The organism is Dyella thailandensis (genome assembly GCF_050749815.1).
GTDB lineage: Bacteria > Pseudomonadota > Gammaproteobacteria > Xanthomonadales > Rhodanobacteraceae > Dyella_A.
Window position 1 is genome coordinate 909,065 of the sequence record NZ_CP192735.1, and the last position, 19,213, is coordinate 928,277.

15 protein-coding genes are annotated in these 19,213 nt (G+C 68.6%); 7 read left to right on the forward strand and 8 right to left on the reverse strand.

Translation table 11 applies throughout. The annotated features are described in order from the left end of the window. Window positions 1–19 precede the first annotated feature (19 nt). The 4 genes from ACQVBX_RS04095 (at window position 20) to ACQVBX_RS04110 (ending at window position 4,694) form a co-directional block, all read left to right on the forward strand. Window positions 20–1,189: an acyl-CoA dehydrogenase family protein gene (locus tag ACQVBX_RS04095; RefSeq protein ID WP_431636633.1), complete on the forward strand. Its 1,170-nt coding sequence runs from the start codon at window positions 20–22 to the stop codon at window positions 1,187–1,189. A gap of 109 nt (window positions 1,190–1,298) precedes the next feature. Further along, a complete protein-coding gene (locus ACQVBX_RS04100; RefSeq protein WP_431636634.1) occupies window positions 1,299–1,880 on the forward strand; it encodes a GNAT family N-acetyltransferase in 582 nt (193 codons plus the stop codon). Beyond that, complete coding sequence (locus ACQVBX_RS04105) at window positions 1,877–2,383, forward strand: hypothetical protein (RefSeq protein ID WP_431636635.1); 507 nt, start codon at window positions 1,877–1,879, stop codon at window positions 2,381–2,383. The genes ACQVBX_RS04100 and ACQVBX_RS04105 overlap by 4 nt, the downstream gene beginning before the upstream one ends. A 43-nt stretch (window positions 2,384–2,426) precedes the next feature. Next, window positions 2,427–4,694: a thiamine pyrophosphate-dependent enzyme gene (locus ACQVBX_RS04110; protein WP_431636636.1), complete on the forward strand. Its 2,268-nt coding sequence runs from the start codon at window positions 2,427–2,429 to the stop codon at window positions 4,692–4,694. A 16-nt stretch (window positions 4,695–4,710) separates the two neighbouring features. Here the strand turns inward: ACQVBX_RS04110 and ACQVBX_RS04115 are convergent, their stop codons facing one another. Next, window positions 4,711–6,387: a diguanylate cyclase gene (locus tag ACQVBX_RS04115; RefSeq protein WP_431638105.1), complete on the reverse strand. Its 1,677-nt coding sequence runs from the start codon at window positions 6,385–6,387 to the stop codon at window positions 4,711–4,713. 390 nt (window positions 6,388–6,777) lie between these two features. On the opposite strand from ACQVBX_RS04115, the gene ACQVBX_RS04120 reads away from it, so the two are divergent. Continuing rightward, window positions 6,778–7,338: an NADPH-dependent FMN reductase gene (locus tag ACQVBX_RS04120; RefSeq protein WP_431636637.1), complete on the forward strand. Its 561-nt coding sequence runs from the start codon at window positions 6,778–6,780 to the stop codon at window positions 7,336–7,338. Between the two features lie 6 nt (window positions 7,339–7,344). Here the strand turns inward: ACQVBX_RS04120 and ppk1 are convergent, their stop codons facing one another. Next, window positions 7,345–9,486 (reverse strand): polyphosphate kinase 1, encoded by a 2,142-nt coding sequence (ppk1, locus tag ACQVBX_RS04125; protein WP_431636638.1) that lies wholly within the window; start codon window positions 9,484–9,486, stop codon window positions 7,345–7,347. 154 nt (window positions 9,487–9,640) lie between these two features. Next, a complete protein-coding gene (locus tag ACQVBX_RS04130; RefSeq protein ID WP_431636639.1) occupies window positions 9,641–10,459 on the reverse strand; it encodes an AraC family transcriptional regulator in 819 nt (272 codons plus the stop codon). A 96-nt stretch (window positions 10,460–10,555) separates the two neighbouring features. Between ACQVBX_RS04130 and ACQVBX_RS04135 the strand changes: the two genes are divergently transcribed. Beyond that, complete coding sequence (locus ACQVBX_RS04135; RefSeq protein ID WP_431636640.1) at window positions 10,556–11,800, forward strand: MFS transporter; 1,245 nt, start codon at window positions 10,556–10,558, stop codon at window positions 11,798–11,800. 72 nt (window positions 11,801–11,872) lie between these two features. Further along, a complete protein-coding gene (locus tag ACQVBX_RS04140; RefSeq protein ID WP_431636641.1) occupies window positions 11,873–12,628 on the forward strand; it encodes a Bax inhibitor-1/YccA family protein in 756 nt (251 codons plus the stop codon). Window positions 12,629–12,656: 28 nt separating this feature from the next. Here the strand turns inward: ACQVBX_RS04140 and ACQVBX_RS04145 are convergent, their stop codons facing one another. The 5 genes from ACQVBX_RS04145 to kdpB form a co-directional block, all read right to left on the reverse strand. Then, the gene (locus ACQVBX_RS04145; RefSeq protein ID WP_431636642.1) at window positions 12,657–15,317 is read right to left on the reverse strand and encodes an ATP-binding protein; all 2,661 of its coding nucleotides are present in this window, start codon (window positions 15,315–15,317) and stop codon (window positions 12,657–12,659) included. A gap of 36 nt (window positions 15,318–15,353) precedes the next feature. Continuing rightward, entirely contained in the window at window positions 15,354–15,932 is a 579-nt protein-coding gene (gene kdpC, locus ACQVBX_RS04150) for a potassium-transporting ATPase subunit KdpC (RefSeq protein WP_431636643.1), read from the reverse strand. A 75-nt stretch (window positions 15,933–16,007) separates the two neighbouring features. Continuing rightward, window positions 16,008–16,817 (reverse strand): TorF family putative porin, encoded by an 810-nt coding sequence (locus tag ACQVBX_RS04155; RefSeq protein ID WP_431636644.1) that lies wholly within the window; start codon window positions 16,815–16,817, stop codon window positions 16,008–16,010. 54 nt (window positions 16,818–16,871) lie between these two features. After that, window positions 16,872–17,078, reverse strand: coding sequence for a hypothetical protein (locus tag ACQVBX_RS04160; RefSeq protein ID WP_431636645.1), 207 nt, complete (start codon window positions 17,076–17,078; stop codon window positions 16,872–16,874). 62 nt (window positions 17,079–17,140) lie between these two features. Then, window positions 17,141–19,213 carry a potassium-transporting ATPase subunit KdpB gene (kdpB, locus tag ACQVBX_RS04165; RefSeq protein ID WP_431636646.1) on the reverse strand — a complete coding sequence of 691 codons (2,073 nt, stop codon included), beginning with the start codon at window positions 19,211–19,213 and terminating at the stop codon, window positions 17,141–17,143.

Here is a 19,213-nt window from a genome sequence, read left to right on the forward strand (position 1 = left end):
TCGACCCGCTGGAGGCTGCATGGCTGTCCGTCTTGACCCGCTCGACCTGTACGACGTTCGTTCGCTGCTCACTGACGAGGAGCGCATGGTGCAGGATGCAGTGGGCCGCTTCGTCGATGAGAAGGTGCTGCCGATCATCGGCGACTGCTTCGACCAGGGCCGCTTCCCGAAGGAACTGATTCCCGAGATTGCCGGACTCGGCCTGCTCGGCGCCACCATCCCCGAGAAATACGGCTGCGCCGGGATGAACGGCGTCAGCTACGGCCTGATCTGCCAGGAGCTGGAGCGCGGTGATTCGGGCCTGCGCAGCTTCGCCTCGGTGCAGAGCTCGCTGTGCATGTATCCGATCTACGCCTACGGCACCGAAGAGCAGAAGATGCAGTACCTGCCCAAGATGGCGGCGGGCGAGATCATCGGCTGCTTCGGCCTTACCGAACCGCACGGCGGTTCCGACCCAGCCAACATGAAGACCAACGCCAAGAAGGACGGCGGCGACTGGGTCATCAACGGCGCCAAGATGTGGATCACCAACGGCAACCTGGCGAACATCGCGATCGTCTGGGCGCAGACCGAGGACGGCATCCAGGGCTTCATCGTGCCGACCGACAGCAAGGGCTTCACCGCGCAGGAAGTGCACAAGAAGATGAGCCTGCGCGCCTCGGTCACCAGCGCGCTGTTCTTCGACAACGTGCGCGTGCCCGAAGCCAACCGCCTGCCCAACGTGAAGGGCCTGAAGGGCCCGCTGGGCTGCCTCACCCAGGCGCGCTACGGCATCACCTGGGGCCCGATCGGCGCGGCCCAGGCCTGCCTCAAGGAAGTGCTCGACTACACCGCCGAGCGCGTGCTGTTCGGCCGTCCGCTGGCCGCCAACCAGGCGGTGCAGATCAAGATGGCCGAGATGGCCCGCCGCATCACGATGGCGCAGTTGCTGTCGCTGCAGCTCGGCCGCCTGAAGGACGCCGGCAAGATGCAGCCGACCCAGGTGTCGCTGGCCAAGTGGAACAACTGCCGCATGGCCATAGACATCGCGCGCGAGTGCCGCGACATCCTCGGCGGCGCCGGCATCACCACCGAGCACACGGCGATCCGTCATGCGCTGAACCTGGAATCGGTGATCACCTACGAGGGCACCGAGACGGTGCACCAGCTGGTGGTGGGCCGCGAGCTGACCGGGATCAACGCGTTCTGAGTCACCAGGCCGGCGACAGGCGGCCCACTTCAACAGCCGTCATTCCCGCGCAAGCGGGAATCCATGGGCAGCAGCTGCCACGGCACAGTGGGTTTCCGCTTGCGCGGGAATGACGGCACCAAGCGCGTACGCCGCCGGGAGTCAGGCATTGCACGTTCCTGAAATCCACATCGAGACCGATCGCCTGATCCTGCGCCCGACCCGGCCGGAGGATTTCGAAGGCTGGGTGCAACTGATGGGCGACGAGGAGAACTCGCGCCACATCGGCGGCCCTCAGCCGCGGGCGGTCGCCTGGCGCGGCTTCCTCACGATGGCCGGGGCGTGGACGATCCAGGGCTACGGCATGTTCTCGGTGATCGAGAAGGCCAGCGGCCGCTGGATCGGCCGGCTCGGTCCCTGGTGTCCCGAAGGCTGGCCCGGCACCGAGGTGGGCTGGGGCCTGCTGCGCGAGGCCTGGGGCAGGGGCTACGCCACCGAGGGCTCGGCCGCCGCGATCGACTGGGCGTTCGAGCACCTGGGCTGGAGCGAGGTGATCCACACCATCGCGCCGGACAACCTCGCCTCGCAGGAGGTCGCCCGGCGACTGGGTTCCAGCCTGCAGGGGCCGGGGCGTTTGCCCGAGCCGTTCCAGGACATCGTGGTCGAGGTCTGGGGCCAGAGCCGCGAAGCGTGGATGCGTCGTCGCGCATGAGCCACGTGCCGCCCGCGCTGTTCGTCGCCCTCACCGAGCTGGTGCCCGAGCTGTACGTGCACTGCGCCGAGCCGTGGTGCGTGATCGGCAGCGCTGGCGCGCTGCTGCTCGGTGCCGAGGTGAACGTGGCCGATGTCGACGTGCTGGTGTCGCGTGCCGACGCGGCCACGCTGATGGCGTACTGGGCCGACCGGCGCGACCACGCTCACGCGCCTGCCGATGGCGACCGATTCCGCTCGCATTTCGCCCGTTTCCGCTTTCCCGGCATGCCGGTGGAAGTGATGGGCGGCCTGGAACTTTACGACGACGCGGGCTGGCAGCCGGTGTCGCCGGGCAAGCTGGTGCTGGTCGGACTGCAGGGCCTGGCGGTGCCGGTGCCGGCGCTGGCCGAGCAGATCCGCATCTTCGAATCCTTCGGCCGCGACAAGGACCGCGCGCGTGCCGCGGCGTTGCGCGCGCTGCGCCAGCCAGCTTCCGTACTGCCGATCGTTTCCTCTTCCTGACGGCTGCCTGCCGTCGCTTCCCGCCTCCCAGACGAATCCCGCCATGACCGCCATTCCGTTCGCCATCACCGCCCGTCAAAAGGGCTTCAACCGCGCCGAGATCGTCGACCAGAACTTCACCGAGTTCGTGCAGCTGTGGCAGGGCGAGGTGCGCCGTGCGCCGCATGACGACGAAGCGGTGCTGCCAGGCAGCGCGCTCGATGCGCGCGGTTTCCGCGAGCTGCTCGAGTCGCAGCTGATCAGCCGCCACCTCGACCTGATGGCGCGCGTGCTGCGCGTGCAGAACAAGGTGTTCTACACCATCGGTTCGTCCGGCCACGAGGGCAACGCGATGGTGGCGCGGCTCACCCGCCACACCGACCCGGCGTTCCTGCACTACCGTTCCGGTGGCTTCATGGCCGAGCGCTTCCGCAAGCTGCCGGGGATGGACCCGGTGATGGATTCGGCGCTGTCTTTCGCCGCCAGCAAGGACGACCCGGCCTCCGGTGGCCGTCACAAGGTGTGGGGTTCCAAGCCGCTCTGGGTGCTGCCGCAGACTTCCACCATCGCCTCGCACCTGCCCAAGGCGCTGGGCACGGCGGTGGCCATCGACCACGCGCGACGCATCGGCCACACGCTGCCGATCCCGGATGACTCGATCGCGATCTGCTCGTTCGGCGATGCATCCAGCAACCACGCCACCGCCCAGACCGCGTTCAACGCGGCGGGCTGGACGGCGTATCAGAAGCTGCCCGCGCCGGTGTTGTTCGTGTGCGAGGACAACGGCATCGGCATCTCGGTGAAGACGCCGACCGGCTGGGTTGCCCGCAACTACCAGGCGCGCGCGGATCTTGATTACTTCTTCGCCGACGGCCTGGACCTGGCCGAAGGCTATGCCCAGGTGCAGCGCGCGGTGGAGCACTGCCGCCGCACGCGCCGGCCGACCTTCCTGCACCTGAAGACCACCCGCGTGATGGGTCACGCCGGCACCGATTTCGAGATCGAGTGGCGCTCGATCGAGGAGCTGGTGGCGGTGGAATCCACCGATCCGCTGCTGCGCTCGGCGGCGATCGCGCTGGAGTCCGGCCTGTACTCGAAGGACGACCTGCTCAACCTCTACGAAGCGACCCGCAAGCGCTGCTTCGCGGCGGCTGACGAGGCCGATCGCCGGCCCAAGCTGGAACGCCTGGACGATGTGATGGCGCCGCTGGCGCCCTATTCGCCGGCCAAGGTGAAGGCCGAGGCCGAGCGCGCCGACTACGGCGACAAGCGCCTGGCCGTGTTCGGTGGCGAGGCGAAGCTCCCGGAAAATCAGCCGCCGCGGCACCTGGCGATCCAGATCGGCCAGGCGCTGCACGACATCATGGCCAAGTACCCCGAGTCGCTGCTGTTCGGCGAGGACGTGGCGCAGAAAGGCGGCGTGTACACGGTCACCAAGGGCCTGCACAAGGCATTCAAGAACACCCGCGTGTTCAACACCCTGCTGGATGAGACGATCATCCTCGGCCTGGCCCAGGGCTACGCCAACATGGGCATGCTGCCGATCCCTGAGATCCAGTACCTGGCGTACTTCCACAATGCCGGCGACCAGATCCGCGGCGAGGCGTCGAGCCTGCAGTTCTTCTCCAACGACCAGTACCGCAACCCGATGGTGATGCGCATCGCCTCGCTCGGTTACCAGCGCGGCTTCGGCGGGCACTTCCACAACGACAACTCGATCACCGCGCTGCGCGACATCCCGGGCCTCGTCGTCGGCTGCCCCAGCCGTGGCGACGACGCGGCGACGATGCTGCGCACGCTCACCGCGCTGGCTCGGGTGGACGGCCGCGTCTGCGCCTTCCTCGAGCCGATCGCGCTGTACATGACCAAGGATCTGTACGAGGCCGGCGACGGCCAGTGGCAGTTCGCGTACCCGGCGCCGGGCGAGGCGATGACGCTGGGCGAGGGGCGCGTATACCACGAGAACGCCGACGACCTGGTGGTGTTCACCTTCGGCAACGGCGTGCCGATGGCACTGCGCGCGGCGCGCACCCTCGAAGCCGAGCTGAAGTGGAAGGTGCGCGTGGTCGACCTGCGCTGGCTGGCGCCGCTCAACGATGCCTTCATTGCCGCGCAGGCGAAGAGCGCCAAGCGCATCGTGGTGCTGGACGAGGGTCGCAAGAGTGCGGGTGTGGGCGAGGGCGTGATCACCGCCATCGTCGAGGCCGGGTTCGGCGCGACGCCGCTCCGGCGCGTGGTCGGTGCCGACACCTTCACGCCGCTGGCCGGCGCGGCTTTCCTGGTGCTGCCGGGCGAAGCGGACGTGGTGGCGGCGGCGCGCGAACTGGCCTGACGGTGCCGCGCGCGTCTCAGGACGTGCGCTGTGACATGCGTCCGGTGCGCGACACACGGCGCTGGGCGGCCGATTCTTCGTGCCGCTGCAGGCTGGCGCGGTTGCGTCCGCCGAGCTTGGCGTCGTACATCGCCTGGTCGGCACGCGCCACCAGGCTGTCGATCGAGTCGTGCGGGCGACGCACTGCCACACCGATGCTCACGGTGAGCTGCAGCTGCTCGCCATCTACCGGAATCTCCAGCCGGTGGATGCGCCGGCACAACCGCGTGGCCACCTGCATCGCTTCCTCTTCGCCGGCGCCGTCGAGCAAGGCCACGAACTCCTCGCCGCCGTAGCGGCCGAACAGGTCGGTCGGCCGCAGCTCCTCGCGCAAGGCGTGGGCGACCGCGATCAGTGCCTCGTCGCCGGCAGCATGGCCGCGCCGGTCGTTGAGGATCTTGAAGTGGTCCAGATCCAGGAACAGCAGGGCCTGCGGGCGCGCCGCCGGATTGCTCATGGCCTGGATCGCCGCCTCGTTCCAGGCGCGACGGTTGAGCGACTGGGTTAGCGAATCCTTGTCCGCCAGCACGCGTACCTCGTCGCGGTCGCGACGGATCATCAGGGCGCGGTCGGCCAGGCCGAGCGAAAGCACCACCGCCTCGAACGCCCCGGCGGCAAGGCCGGCATCGTTAAGCCAGTCCAGGCCGGGCAGGGCGCCGTTGACCTGGGCGCTGGTCATCGCGGTCAGCGCCAGCAGCGGTGTCCAGCCGGCGAGGAAGAACCATGCATGGCGCGAACCGCGCAGCGCCGCGACGATCGACGCGAGCAACAGCAAGGCCGCTCCCAGCGTGAGCAGGGGATTGACCAGCAACTGTCCGATGTTTTCCAGCGCGTCGATCTGGCTGCAGCGCATCAGCACCACCGCCACCATGCCGATCGCCAGCGCCAGCACGGGAATGCGCAGCAGCGGCGCAAAGCGCTGCAGCTCGCAGAAGCGGATCATGAACAGCGAGGCGAACGCGACCGACAAGGCCACCGCAGCCGAGCCCACGGTGATCGACAGTCCGCCCAACCAGTTCATCCCCAGCGGGTGATAGACGAAGCCGGTCTGGATGCCCTGGATCAGCGCGTAGCAGAGGATGTAGCCGGCGTACCAGCCAAAGGTGACGTCGCGCAGCATGAGCGCAAAGCACAGCGCCATCAGCGCCATCGCCAACATCACCGCGAGGCTGGCGGTAGCGAACACCAGCCAGCGCGCGTCCCGGTCGAGGTAGCTGGCCCAGCCCTGCAGGCGGAAGCTCACCGGCGCGGCGATGCGTGCAGAGGGCTCGAACTTCAGCAGCAGGGGGGCCGATGCCGGCAGCTCGCGGCCGAGCAGGAAGGCCAGCCGGCCGTGGCCGTGGATTGCCGCCTGGAAATCATCCATCGCAAGTGAAACGGTGGGTCGGTTGTGGTCATAAAGGGTCACCGTGCCCAGCGGCGGCGGATAGATGCTGAGCACCCGCTCTTCCTGCACCCACGGGGGCTGCGGATCGAGCACCACCCAGCTGCCGCGCGCGCCCTGCGGCAGGCGCAGCAGCAGGTCTGGCGCGAAGCGGGCCATCTGGCCTTGGCGGAAATCCTCCATCACCTTCGCCGGGGTGTCGCCGTCACGTACGTCGCGCCAGGCGCCGGCCAGCGGCGTAGCGGCCTGCAGCAGGCCGCTGCAGAGCATGGCCAAGGCACAAAGCAGCCGGGCCGCGCGTAGCGGCCACGGGGCAGATCGTTGGGGTGCCGGCCATGTCATCAGCAGTTCTCTCCGGTCCTGAGGTTGCAAACCCTCAAGCATGCAGTGCGTGATTTCCCCTCGAACTTATGCGCGCGGCGGCATCGACCCACGAACGCCGCGCCCTTTCGGCCGACGCCGCATGCCTGGCCCGGTGCCCACCTGAACCGAAGTCAGCACGAACCGTGCCATGGTGCCGGTCCGGTTGTGCTCGTTTCGTCACGCCGGTTTGCCCGGCCCCCGGCGATGCTGTTGCGCTCGGCCCGTGTCCGCCCAGGAAGGACAGCGGGTCGCATGAGCCTTCACCCGTCCGAGCCTTAGCCCGTCGAGGAGATATCCATGGCCACCTTGTCTGTCGCCGTATTCGTGGGAAGCCTGCGTGAGGCATCGATCAACCGCCGGCTGGCGCTGGCCGTGCAGCGTCTGGCGCCGGACGACCTGCGCTTCGAATTCATCGCGCTTGATGGCTTGCCGCTCTACAACCAGGATTTCGACGGCGACTACCCGCCGGCCTGCCGCGCGCTCAAGCAGCAGGTGGAAGCGGCCGACGCACTGTTGTTCGTCACCCCCGAGTACAACCGCTCGATCCCGGGCGTACTGAAGAACGCGCTCGACATCGCGTCGCGGCCGTGGGGCACCAATTCGTTCGCCGGCAAGCCCGGCGGCGTGATCGGCGCCTCCATCGGCAGCACCGGCAGCGCGCTGGCGCAGCAGCATCTGCGCAATGTGCTCACGTATCTGGACGTGGCCGTGCTGGCCCAGCCGGAAGTGTTCGTGCAGTTCAAGAACGACGAGCTGATCGACGCCCAGGGCCAGATCGCCAGCGACGACACGCGCAAATTCCTGCAGGGCTACGTGGATCGGTACGCGGCCTGGGTGCGTGCGCACACCAGCCGCTGATGCGGGTCAGCTGACGGTCGCGCCGCCGCAGAGCTTCTCGAGCAACTGCTGCTGCACGTTGCGGGGGCTCTGGCCGCTCGCCGGCTGGGCCCGCATGTAGCTGCCATCGGGCTGCAGGATGGAAGCACTGACGTTGTCGGCCAGGTAGAGATCCAGCTCGCGGCGTACGCGCTGGATCATTTTCTTGCCCTCGATGGGAAAGCCGGTCTCGACGCGGCGGTCGAGGTTGCGCTCCATCAGGTCGGCGCTGGCCAGGTAGAGCTTCTCCTCGCCGCCGTTGGCGAACCAGTACACGCGGCTGTGCTCCAGGAAGCGGCCGATGATCGAGCGTACGCGGATGTTGTGCGACACGCCCGGCACGCCGGGGCGCAGGCAGCACATGCCGCGAACGATCAGGTCGATCTTCACCCCCGCCATGCTGGCCTTGTACAGCGCGCGGATCACCTTCGCGTCGGTCACCGCGTTGACCTTGATGATGATCTGCGCCTGCTTGCCGGCCTCGGCGTGCGCCGTCTCACGGGCGATCAGGTCGAGCAGGGTCTTCTTCAGCGTGAAAGGCGCATGCAGCAACTTCTTCATCGGCTGCACCTTGCCCATGCCGGTGAGCTGGCTGAACAGTTTGTGCACGTCTTCGCACAGCACCGGGTCGGAAGTGAGCAGGCTGTAGTCGGTATACAGGCGCGCGTTGCCGGTGTGGTAGTTGCCGGTGCCCAGATGCGCGTAGCGCACCAGCTCGCTGCCTTCGCGGCGTTGTATCAGCATCAGCTTGGCGTGCGTCTTCACCCCCACCACGCCATAGATCACCACCGCGCCGGCCTGCTGCAGGCGCGAGGCGAGCGTGAGGTTGGATTCCTCGTCGAAGCGCGCGCGCAGCTCGATCACCGTGGTCACCTCCTTGCCGGCGCGTGCGGCATCCACCAGTGCGTCGACGATTTCGGAGGTGGCGCCGCTGCGGTACAGCGTCTGTTTGATCGCCAGTACAGCCGGGTCTTTCGCCGCCTGGCGCAGCATGTCCACCACCGGGGTGAACGACTCATACGGATGCAGCAGCAGCACGTCCTGGCGGCTCAGGCTGGCGAAGATGTCGTCGGACTTCTTCAGCTGCTTGGGAATCGAGGGCGTGAACGGCTGGAACTGCAGATGCGGGAAGCCCGCCTTGCTGGCTACGCCGAACAGGCGCGACAGGTTCACCGCGCCATTGACCTCATAGAGCTCGGCGGCGGTGAGATCGAACTGCTTGAGCAGGTAGTCGATCAGCAGCTTCGGGCAGTTGTCGGCCACCTCCAGCCGCACCGCGTCGCCGAAGCGGCGCGTGTACAGGCCGCCGCGCAGCGCGCGCGCCAGGTCGTCCACGTCCTCCGGGTCGATGGTGAGGTCGGCGTTGCGGGTCAGCCGGAACTGGTAGCAGCCGTGCACCTGCATGCCGGGGAACAGTTCGTCGGCGTGGGCGTGGATCACCGACGACAGCAGCACGTGGTTCTCGCCGCCCTCGCAGATGTCGTCGGGCAGGCGCATCAGGCGCGGCAGCACGCGCGGCGCCGGCACGATCGCCAGGCCCGAGTCGCGCCCGAACGCGTCCACGCCCTCCAACTGCACGATGAAGTTGAGGCTCTTGTTCACCAGCAGCGGGAACGGGTGGGTGGGGTCCAGGCCGATCGGCGTGATCAGCGGCGCCACCTCGTGGCGGAAGTAGCGGCGCACCCACTGCTTCTGCTTCAGCGTCCACTCGTTGCGGCGGATGATGCGGATGCCCTGGGCGGCCAGCTCGGGCAGGATGCGTTCGTTGAGGATCGCGTACTGGCGCTCGATCTGCTGGTGCGCCAGCTCGCTGATCATCGCCAGCGCCTGCTTCGGCGCGATGCCGTCCGGCCCGACCAGCTCGTGGTCGAAGGCGATCTGGTCCTTCAGGTCGGCCACGCGGATCTCGAAGAACTCGTCCATGTTGCTGGAGAAGATCAGCAGGAACTTCAGCCGTTCCTGCAGCGGCATGCTCTCGTCCAGCGCCTGGTCCAGCACGCGGATGTTGAACTGCAGTTGCGACAGCTCGCGATGGATGTACAGCGAGCGATCGGACAGGTCGACCGCACCCACGGCTTCCGCAGGTGGCGCGGACGGTGCGGTTGCGGCGGGCTTCTTGCGCTGGTTCATCGGGCTTCTTTCCGGGGAGAGGTCGGCGATGCAGACGGACACCGGCGAGCGTCATCGCACGGACATGTTGGGCTGCCTACTTGACGTCCATGTGACACGCCCATGCGACACGCCCATGCTACCGGCGGCCGCGCATCGCGGCAGCTGACCCATGTCAGTTGCCGGTGTCGCGGCCGTGCCGCGTGAGGTAGCGGCTGGGCGCGTCGCCGAGTACGCGGCGGAAGGCGGCGGTGAACGCGCTGGGGCTGCCGTAGCCCAGCTCCACCGCCACGCGGGTAACCGACTCGCCGCGGCCGAAGCGGGTCAGCGCTGCGAGCAGGCAGGCCTGCTGGCGCCAGCTGGCGAAGCTCATGCCGGTCTGGCGGCGGAACAGCCGCGTGAAGTTGCGTCGGCTCATCCCCGCCTGCTGCGCCATGGCGTCGATGTCGACGTCCAGCGCCGGGGCATCGAGCAGGCGCCGGCACAGGCGGGCCAGGCGCGCGTCGCGCGGCAGCGGCGTGTTCAGTGGCAGGGCCGGCATCGCGGCGAGCTCGTCCAGCAGCAGCGCCATCACCCGTCCATCGCGGCCATCCAGCGCGTATTCGGCCGGCAGGTCCACCGCCTCGTGCAGCAGCGCGTGCAGCAATGGCGATACCTCGATCACCCGGCAGTGGATCGGCAGGCCGATCGCCTCGGCCGCCTCGCGGCGCACGTAGGCGCTGTGGGTGGACACGGTGCCGCTCATGCGCACCTCGTGCGCCACGCCGGGAGGAATCCACAGCGCCCGCCGCGGCGGAACCACCCAGCTGCCGGCATCGGTGATCACCGTGACCACGCCGGTGGCGGCATAGAGCAACTGACCACGCTTGTGCGCGTGGCGGGGGAGCACGAAGTGCGGCGGGTATTCGTTGCCAGTGGTGACGACGTCGCGCGGGGTGTCTTCGTAGTGGACGACGCGGGTGTTGCGCATGCCGGTGGTATGGCCCGAATTCAACAGAAGTTGACCCGCTGGTACAAGCGGGCCGCTCGGAGCGACTCTAAAGTGGCCGCCCCGGTCATGCAACGACCCGCCACTCCCCGAGCCCTGCCAATGGACATTCGTGCCGACGATGCGCCCCTGCCGCCTTCCGAGGCCGTCGCCGCCGCGAGCGTGCCGCGTGCATCCGACGGCCCTGCCGTCGCGGTGCTCGGCGGCATCAGCTTCGCCCACATGCTCAACGACATGATCCAGTCGCTGATCCTGGCGATCTATCCGCTGCTGAAGGAAGGCTTCCACTTGAGCTTCACCCAGATCGGCCTGATCACGCTGACCTACCAGATCACCGCCTCGTTGCTGCAGCCGCTGGTCGGCATGGTCACCGACCGCCGGCCGATGCCGTACTCGCTGCCGGTGGGCATGGGCTTCACCCTGCTGGGGCTGTTGCTGCTGTCGGTGGCGCCCAGCTTTGCGCTGTTGCTGCTGGCCGCCGCGCTGGTCGGTACCGGCTCGGCGATTTTCCATCCCGAATCCTCGCGGGTTGCCCGGCTGGCGTCGGGCGGGCGGCACGGGCTGGCGCAATCGGTGTTTCAGGTAGGCGGCAACGCTGGCGCCTCGCTCGGTCCATTGCTGGCGGCGTGGATCATCGTGCCGCACGGGCGCGGCAGCGTAGCCTGGTTCTCGCTGGTCGCGCTGCTGGCGATCGTGGTGCTGCTGCAGGTGGGGCGCTGGTATGGCGAGCATCACGTGGCGCGCGGCCGGGCGGTCGTGCGGGCGTCCGTCGCTGTTCTACCGCGGTCGCGGGTGGTCGGCGCGCTGGCCATCCTGGGCCTGCTGATCTTCTCGAAGTACTTCTACCTGGCCAGCCTGAGTAGCTACTACACGTTCTACCTGATCCACACGTTCGGCGTGTCGGTGCAGAGTGCGCAGGTGCACCTGTTCGCGTTTCTCGTCGCCGTGGCCGCCGGCGGTCTGATCGGCGGCCCGGTGGGCGACCGCATCGGACGCAAGTGGGTGATCTGGGTGTCCATCCTCGGCGTGGCGCCGTTCACCCTGTTGCTGCCGCACGTGGGCCTGGCATGGACCGGCGTGCTGTCGGTGGTGATCGGGCTGATCCTGGCCTCGGCGTTCTCGGCCATCCTGGTGTATGCGCAGGAGCTGATTCCCGGACGCGTGGGCATGGTCTCGGGTCTGTTCTTCGGCCTCGCCTTCGGCATGGGCGGCATCGGTGCGGCGGTGCTCGGCAACCTGGCCGACGCGCACGGCATCGCCTACGTCTACCGGCTCTGCGCCTATCTGCCGCTGATGGGGCTGATCACCGTGTTCCTGCCCGATCTGGAGCCGCCGCGGGCGCGGTGACGCCGTCGTGGGCACGGGTTAGCATGACCGGACCGGTCACCCCGCGTGACCTGCGACCCCAAGGAGTCACCCATGCGTTCGAGCAATCCCGTCCTGAAAGAAAAGGTCTTCCAGGGCCCGTTCGCCGCGGGCGAGCGGATGACCATGAACGGCACCATCGCCAAGACCGGCCTGTTGCTGCTGCTGGCCGTGGTGACCGGCAGCTGGACCTGGAACCGCTTCGCCGAAGCCGCTGCCGACGGCAACCTGCAGGCGGCGATGGCGGCGGTGTCGCCGTTCCTGTGGGGCGGCTTGCTGGTGGGCTTCGCGCTGGCCATGGTGTCGAGCTTCGCGCCGCGCTGGTCCGGCATCACCGCGCCGCTCTACGCGATTGCCGAAGGCTTCGCGCTCGGCGGCATCTCCGCCTTCATGGAACTGCGGTTCCCGGGCATCGTGCTGCAGGCGATCATGCTCACCGTGGGCGTGCTGGCGGCGATGCTGCTGCTCTACCGCACCGGGGTAATCAAGGTCACCGACAAGTTCCGCATGGGCGTGGTGGCGGCCACCGGCGGCATCATGCTGCTCTACCTGGTGGACATCGGCCTGCGCGCGTTCACCAGCATCCAGATCCCCTTCATCCACGAATCCGGCGCCATGGGCATCGGCGTCAGCCTGCTGGTGGTGGGCCTGGCCGCGCTCAATCTGGTGCTCGATTTCGACATGATCGAGCGCGGCGCGGCGCAGGGCGCGCCGAAGTACATGGAGTGGTTCGGCGCGTTCGCGCTGATGGTCACGCTGGTGTGGCTGTACATGGAAATCCTGCGCCTGCTGTCCAAGGCGCGTCGCTGAGGCGATCGATCCGGGTCAGCCTTCGTGCTCAGTCGTCGCTTTTGGGCAGTTCCGACATCGGCAGGCTGATCCGGATCACCGTGCCCACGCCATCGCCCGGCAGCGCCTCTACGCTGCCGCCGTGCGCGCCGATCATGCCGCGGCAGATCGCCAGCCCCAGGCCGGTTCCCTGCGGGGCGCGGTCGCCGCGGGCTACCGAATAGAACATGTCGAAGATGCGCGCGCGTTCGTCCTCGGGAATGCCCGGGCCGCGGTCGGCCACGTCGATCAGCAGGCGCTCGTCGGCGACGTGCACGGTGATGCGCACCGGCTCGTTCGGCGGCGAGAAGCGCGCGGCGTTCTCCAGGATGTTGAACAGCGCCTGCTCGATCAGTGCCGGATGCACGTACATCAGCACCGGGTCGCGCGGCGCGTCGGTTTCCACGCGCAGGTCGGGAAACAACTTGCGCAGGCGGCCCAGCGCGGCGCCGACGATCTCCGCGCTGTCGGTCCAGTCGCGGTTGAGCTTGAGCGTGCCGTGGCCCAGGCGGGTCATGTCGAGCAGGTTCTGGATGTAGCGATCCAGTCGCTGGCCCTCGCCGAGGATCGACGCCAGCAGCTCGCGCCGCTCGGTTGTCGGCAGCTTGTCCTCGTAGCTCACCAGGGTGCCGGCGGCGCCGATCATCGAGGCCAGTGGCGAGCGCAGGTCGTGCGAGACGGACGACAGCAGCGCGCTGCGCAGGCGTTCGGTTTCGCCCTGCACGCGGGCGCCCTCCAGCGCATCGGCGAGCCGCGCGCGTTCCAGCGCACGGCCGATGTCCTGCACCATCGCCAAGGCGAGGCTGCGTCGGTCGGGGTTCAGCGCGGCCGGGTCGTCGAAGCGAAGCGCCGCCACGCCGAGACGATGATCCTCGGTGCCCAGCGGCAGCATCCAGCAGGCGGCGCCGTTGAGCGTGTCGGTATGGCGGCCGGCGGCCTCGGCGTGGCGCTCGCACCAGTCGGCGGCCGCCTGATCCTGGTGGCTCAGAGCGAAGCTGCGTGGCGCGCTGGCGGCGGGCTGCAGGCGCTGGTCGGTATCGCGCACGAGCAGCGCGGCGTGGGCGCCCAGCGCCTGGGCCAGCGCCTGGGCGCCGGCCTCGCGCACGGCCTCGGCGTCGGTGCTGGCCGCCAGTTGCTGGCCCAGGCGCAGCAGTGCGCGTGCGCGCACCTGTGCGTCGCGCAGCGAGGCCACCTGGCTGGACAGTCGGGTGGCCAGCCGGCTGCACACCAGCGCAGTGACCAGGAACAGGGTCACCGCCAGCACGTCGTCGGCGTTGGCGATCACCAGAGTGTAGCGCGGCGGCGCGAAGAAGAAGTTGTAGCCGAGGAAGCACAGCACGGCCGTATAGACGGCCACCGCCATGCGTGTGCGCACCGCCACCGCCAGCACGGCGATGAGGAAGATCAGCGATAGGTTGGCCACCGACAGGTAGCGGTCCGCGACAAAGGCGGCCATGAAGGCGATGCCGGCGGCCAGGGTGGCGTAGCCATAGTCGCTGCGTGATCCGCGTGCGCGGGTGCTCCGCCGCCGGCGCGCCTGGGCGCGCTCCGCCGGCGTGGCGATGATGGTCAGCTCCATGTGCGCACCGCGGCGCAGCAGCTGCTGGGTGAGCGAGATGCCGAGCAGGCGCGCGATCGGCCGCTCGCGGGTACGCCCGAGGATGATCTGGCCCACGCCCTCGCGATCGGCATGGGCGAGCAGTTCGTCGGCAATCACGTGACCGCGCAGGATGATCGTCTCGCCGCCCAGCCGCTCGGCCAGTCGCATGGCGGCGTCGAGCCGTTCGCGGCGAGCCGGGTCCAGCGTTGCGCCGGTGTCGACGAAGGCGACGCTCCACGGTGCGCCGCGCCGCTCGGCGATGCGGCGGGCCACGCGCACCAGGTAGTCGCTCTGGCCGTAGCCGTCGATCGCCGCCAGCACGTGCCGGCGCACCGGCATCGCCGTGCCGCGGGCGAGCATGTGCTCGCGCAGGTCGCTGTCGACGTGGCCGGCGATGGTTTCCACCGCCAGCTCGCGCAGCGCGGCCAGGTTGGTCGGCGAGAAGAAGGCGTTGAGCGCCGCCGCCGCGGTTTCCGGCACGTAGACCTTGCCCTGCTTGAGTCGGCCGATCAGCTCGCGCGGCGGCAGGTCGACCAGCACGATGTCGCGCGCGCGGTCTAGGAATGCATCGGGCACGGTCTCGCGCACGGTGATGCCGGTGATCCGGCGCACCTGGTCGTTGCGGCTCTCCAGATGCTGCACGTTGAGCGCGGTGTAGACCTCAATGCCGGCGTCGAGCAGTTCGGCGATGTCCTGCCAGCGGCGCGTGTGACGGCCGCCGGGCAGGTTGGTATGGGCCAGTTCGTCGACCAGCAGCACCGCCGGACGCCGCGCCAGCGCGGCGTCGAGATCGAACTCGGTGAACTCGCGTTCGTGCTGCTGCACGGTGCGCCGCGGCAGCACTTCCAGGCCCTCCAGCAGCGCCGCGGTTTCGGCCCGGCCGTGGGTCTCTACCAGGCCGACCACCACGTCCACACCTTGCCGTTTCAGCTCGCGTGCGGCCGAGAGCATCGCGAAGGTCTTGCCCACGCCCGGGGCGGCGCCAAGGAAGATCTTCAGCCGGTGCTGGTCCGCGCTCTGCGTGGCATGCAGCAGGGCGTCGGCGCGGGCGTCACGCGAGGAATCGGTCATCGTCGTGTCTCGTCGGTGACAGGGCGGATGGAAGGATCAGCGCCTGGCGAGTGCATCCAGCGCCAGATTGAGTTCGAGCACGTTCACGCGGGGCTCGCCCAGCACGCCGAGCTGCCGCCCCTGCGTGTGCGCGCTCACCAGCGCCTGCACCTGTGTCACGTCGAGCCGGCGGAGCCGCGCCACCCGCGCCACCTGGTACTGCGCCGCGGCCGGGCTGATCTGCGGATCGAGCCCGCTGCCCGAGGCCGTCACCAGATCCACCGGCACCGGCGCGTGGTTGCCTGGGTCGGCACCCTGCAGTGCGGCGATGCGCTGCTTCACCGCATCGACCAGGGCCGGGTTGGTCGGCCCCTGGTTCGAGCCGGACGATGCGCCGCCATTGTAGGGGTTGGGCGCGGTGGCCGACGGACGGCCCCAGAAATAGCGCGGGTCGTCGAACGACTGCCCGATCAGCGCCGAGCCGACCGGCTTGCCGTCGCGCGTGATCAGGCTGCCGTCGGCCTGGTGGGCGAAGGCGAGCCGGGACAGGCCGGTGGCGGCCAGCGGATACAGCACGCCGGTGATCACGGTCATCACCAGCAGCATAAGGAAGGATTGGCGCAGTAGCTTGAACATGGGAATGCTCGCTTGGTTGGAAAGTGTGGCCACAGCGGGCCACGTGGTGCATTCAGCGATGAAAGATCGACCGCACTAGAACGTGCCCTGCAGCATCACGAAACCGCGGCTGCCGCCGACGTTGCGGGTGTCGTTGGCGTCGAGGAAGCTGGCGGTACGACGGTAGAAGTCGGCGTTGGTGGCATGGGTGATGCCGCCGCTGATCGACCAGTGCGGGTCGAGCTGGTATTTCAGTGTGGCGCCGAAGTCGCTGTAGCTCGGGCTGCGCGCGTCATTGGCCAGCGGTGTCGCCAGCGTGGTGGTGTAGTGCGTATGGCCGGCATGCAGGGCCAGGCTCCAGGCATCGGTCAGCGGGAAGCTGGCATCCAGCTGCAGGTAGTCGGTGCCCTTCGAATCGCCGGTATAGCCCTGCTCGGTGTCCACGCCGAAATAGTCGGTGAGCGCACGGTTGTACTTCAGGGTGAACTGCTTCCAGCTCAGCGCGGCGTTCGCCTCGGCGGTGTTGAGCGAGCGCGAGGGCAGGCCAGCCTGGTCGAGGTTGGCGCCGGGGTAGACGTAGCCGTACACGCCCACGCGCCAGGACCAGTCGCTGTTGATGGCCTGACCGTAACTGGCGTAAAGATCCAGCTCCATGGCGCCGCCGGGGTAGCTGCGCTCGCTGATGCTCGAGCCCCAGAAGCCGGCGGCAAAACCGTTCGGGTTCGTGTAGTCGGCGCCGCCCTGGATGGCCGGGCGGCCCCAGGTCTGGGTGAGTCCGCGGAACATGTAGTCGGAGGTAACGGCGACGTTGCCGGTGACCGGGTTTGCCGGGGCCTGCTGTGCGGCGGCACCGGCGCAGACCAGCGAGAGGAGGGCCGTGGAGGCAGTGAGGTAACGCAGTTTCATGATGGACTCCGCGTCGCGTGTTGGAGGTGCGACGCACGGGGGAATGGGATGCGATCAGATGCCGGCGTAGCCGCCCAGCTCGTAGTCGTCGCTGACGCTCGGCGCGGGCGCCGTGGCCGGCAGGGACGACGTGCCGGCGCGCGGCGTGCGCACCGGCAGCGCGATCACCACGCCGCCATCGAGCTCATCGGCCGACAGCTTCAGCTGCACGTCGTCGTGCGTGTCATCGGGGAAGGAAACAGAGACTTTCAGGGTATGCATGACGAGGTTTCCGTCAGTGGGTTGAGCGGGCCCGGCGACCGCCGGGCCCTGCGCGCCAGGCCTCAGGCCAGGCCGAGCAGCACCAGCAGCACGTCGATCAGCTTGATGCCCAGGAACGGCACGATGACGCCGCCCAGGCCGTACACCAGCAGGTTGCGGCGCAGCAGCGCACCGGCGCCGAGCGCGCGGTACTTCACGCCCTTGAGCGCCAGCGGGATCAGGAAAATGATGATCAGCGCGTTGAAGATCACCGCCGAGAGAATCGCGCTCTGCGGCGTGGCCAGGTGCATCACGTTGAGCGCGTTGAGCGCGGGGTAGGTGGTGGCGAAAGCGGCCGGGATGATCGCGAAGTACTTGGCGATGTCGTTGGCGATGGAGAACGTGGTCAATGCGCCGCGGGTGATCAGCATCTGCTTGCCGATCTCCACCACTTCGATCAGCTTGGTCGGGTTGGAATCCAGGTCGACCATGTTGCCGGCTTCCTTGGCCGCCTGGGTGCCGGTGTTCATCGCCACCGCCACGTCGGCCTGGGCCAGCGCCGGGGCGTCGTTGGTGCCGTCGCCGCACATCGCCACCAGGCGGTTTTCGGCCTGGATCTCGCGGATCAGCCCGAGCTTGGCTTCCGGCGTGGCTTCGGCGAGGAAGTCGTCCACGCCGGCCTCGGCGGCGATCGCTGCGGCGGTGAGCGGGTTGTCGCCGGTGATCATGATGGTCTTGATGCCCATCGCGCGCATCTCGGCGAAGCGCTCCTTGATGTCGCTTTTCACGATGTCCTTGAGCTCGATCACGCCCAGCGCGAGCGCACCGTCGGTGACGATCAATGGAGTGGCGCCGCGGCGGGCGATTTCCTCGGCGATGCGCTTGACGGCCGGTGGCAACTGGCTGCCCTGCGCGGTGAGGTGGCGCTCCACGGCATCGAGCGCGCCCTTGCGGATGCTTCGGCCATCGATGTCCACGCCGCTCATGCGGGTCTGCGCGGTGAAAGGCACGAACTGCGCGTCGCCCTCCGTCGGCGTGCGCGGCTCCAGACCGTGCCGCTCGCGCGCCAGCATCACTACGCTGCGGCCTTCCGGAGTTTCATCGGCCAGCGAGGCAAGCTGCGCCGACTCGGCCAGCACCCGCTCGTCGATACCCGGCGCCGGCGCGAAGGCGACCGCCTGGCGGTTGCCCAGCGTGATCGTGCCGGTCTTATCCAGCAGCAGCACGTCGACGTCGCCGGCGGCTTCCACCGCGCGGCCGGAGGTGGCGATGACGTTGGCGCGAATCATCCGATCCATGCCGGCGATGCCGATCGCCGAGAGCAGTGCGCCGATGGTGGTGGGGATCAGGCACACCAGTAGCGCCACCAGCACGGTGAGGGTGATCGGATGGCCGCTGCCGGCCGCCTGCACGCTGTAGATGGAGTACGGCAGCAGGGTGACGCAGGCGAGCAGGAAGATCAGGGTGAACTTCGCCAGCAGGATGGTCAGCGCGATCTCGTTCGGCGTCTTGCGTCGTGCTGCGCCCTCGACCATCGCGATCATGCGGTCGAGGAAGGTTTCGCCCGGGTTGCGGGTGATGCGCACCACCAGCCAGTCCGACAGCAACTGGGTGCCACCGGTGACGGCGCTGCGATCGCCGCCGGCCTCGCGGATCACCGGTGCGGATTCGCCGGTGATCGCGCTTTCGTTGACGCTGGCGGCGCCCACGATGGCCTCGCCGTCGCCGGGGAGGATGTCGCCCGCCTGCACCAGCACCACGTCACCGGCGCGCAGGTCGGCCGAGGACATCAGGGTCACCGCCGCATCGCGCTGTGGTGCGGCCAGCTTCTTGGCCAGCACGTCCTTGCGCGAGCTGCGCAGCGCATCGGCCTGCGCCTTGCCGCGGCCCTCGGCCAGCGCTTCGGCGAAGTTGGCGAACAGCAGGGTGAACCACAGCCACAGGCTCACGGCGAAGATGAAGCCGGTCGGCGCCTCGCCGTGGCCGGCCAGCGCCTGCACCCACAGGCCGGTGGTGAACAGGCTGCACAGGAACACCACGAACATCACCGGGTTGCGGAACTGCAGCCGCGGCGAGAGCTTGCGGAAAGAATCGGCGACGGCAGCCAGCACCAGCTCACGGTTGAACTGGCTCGTCGCATGCGTGTGCGAAGTCAT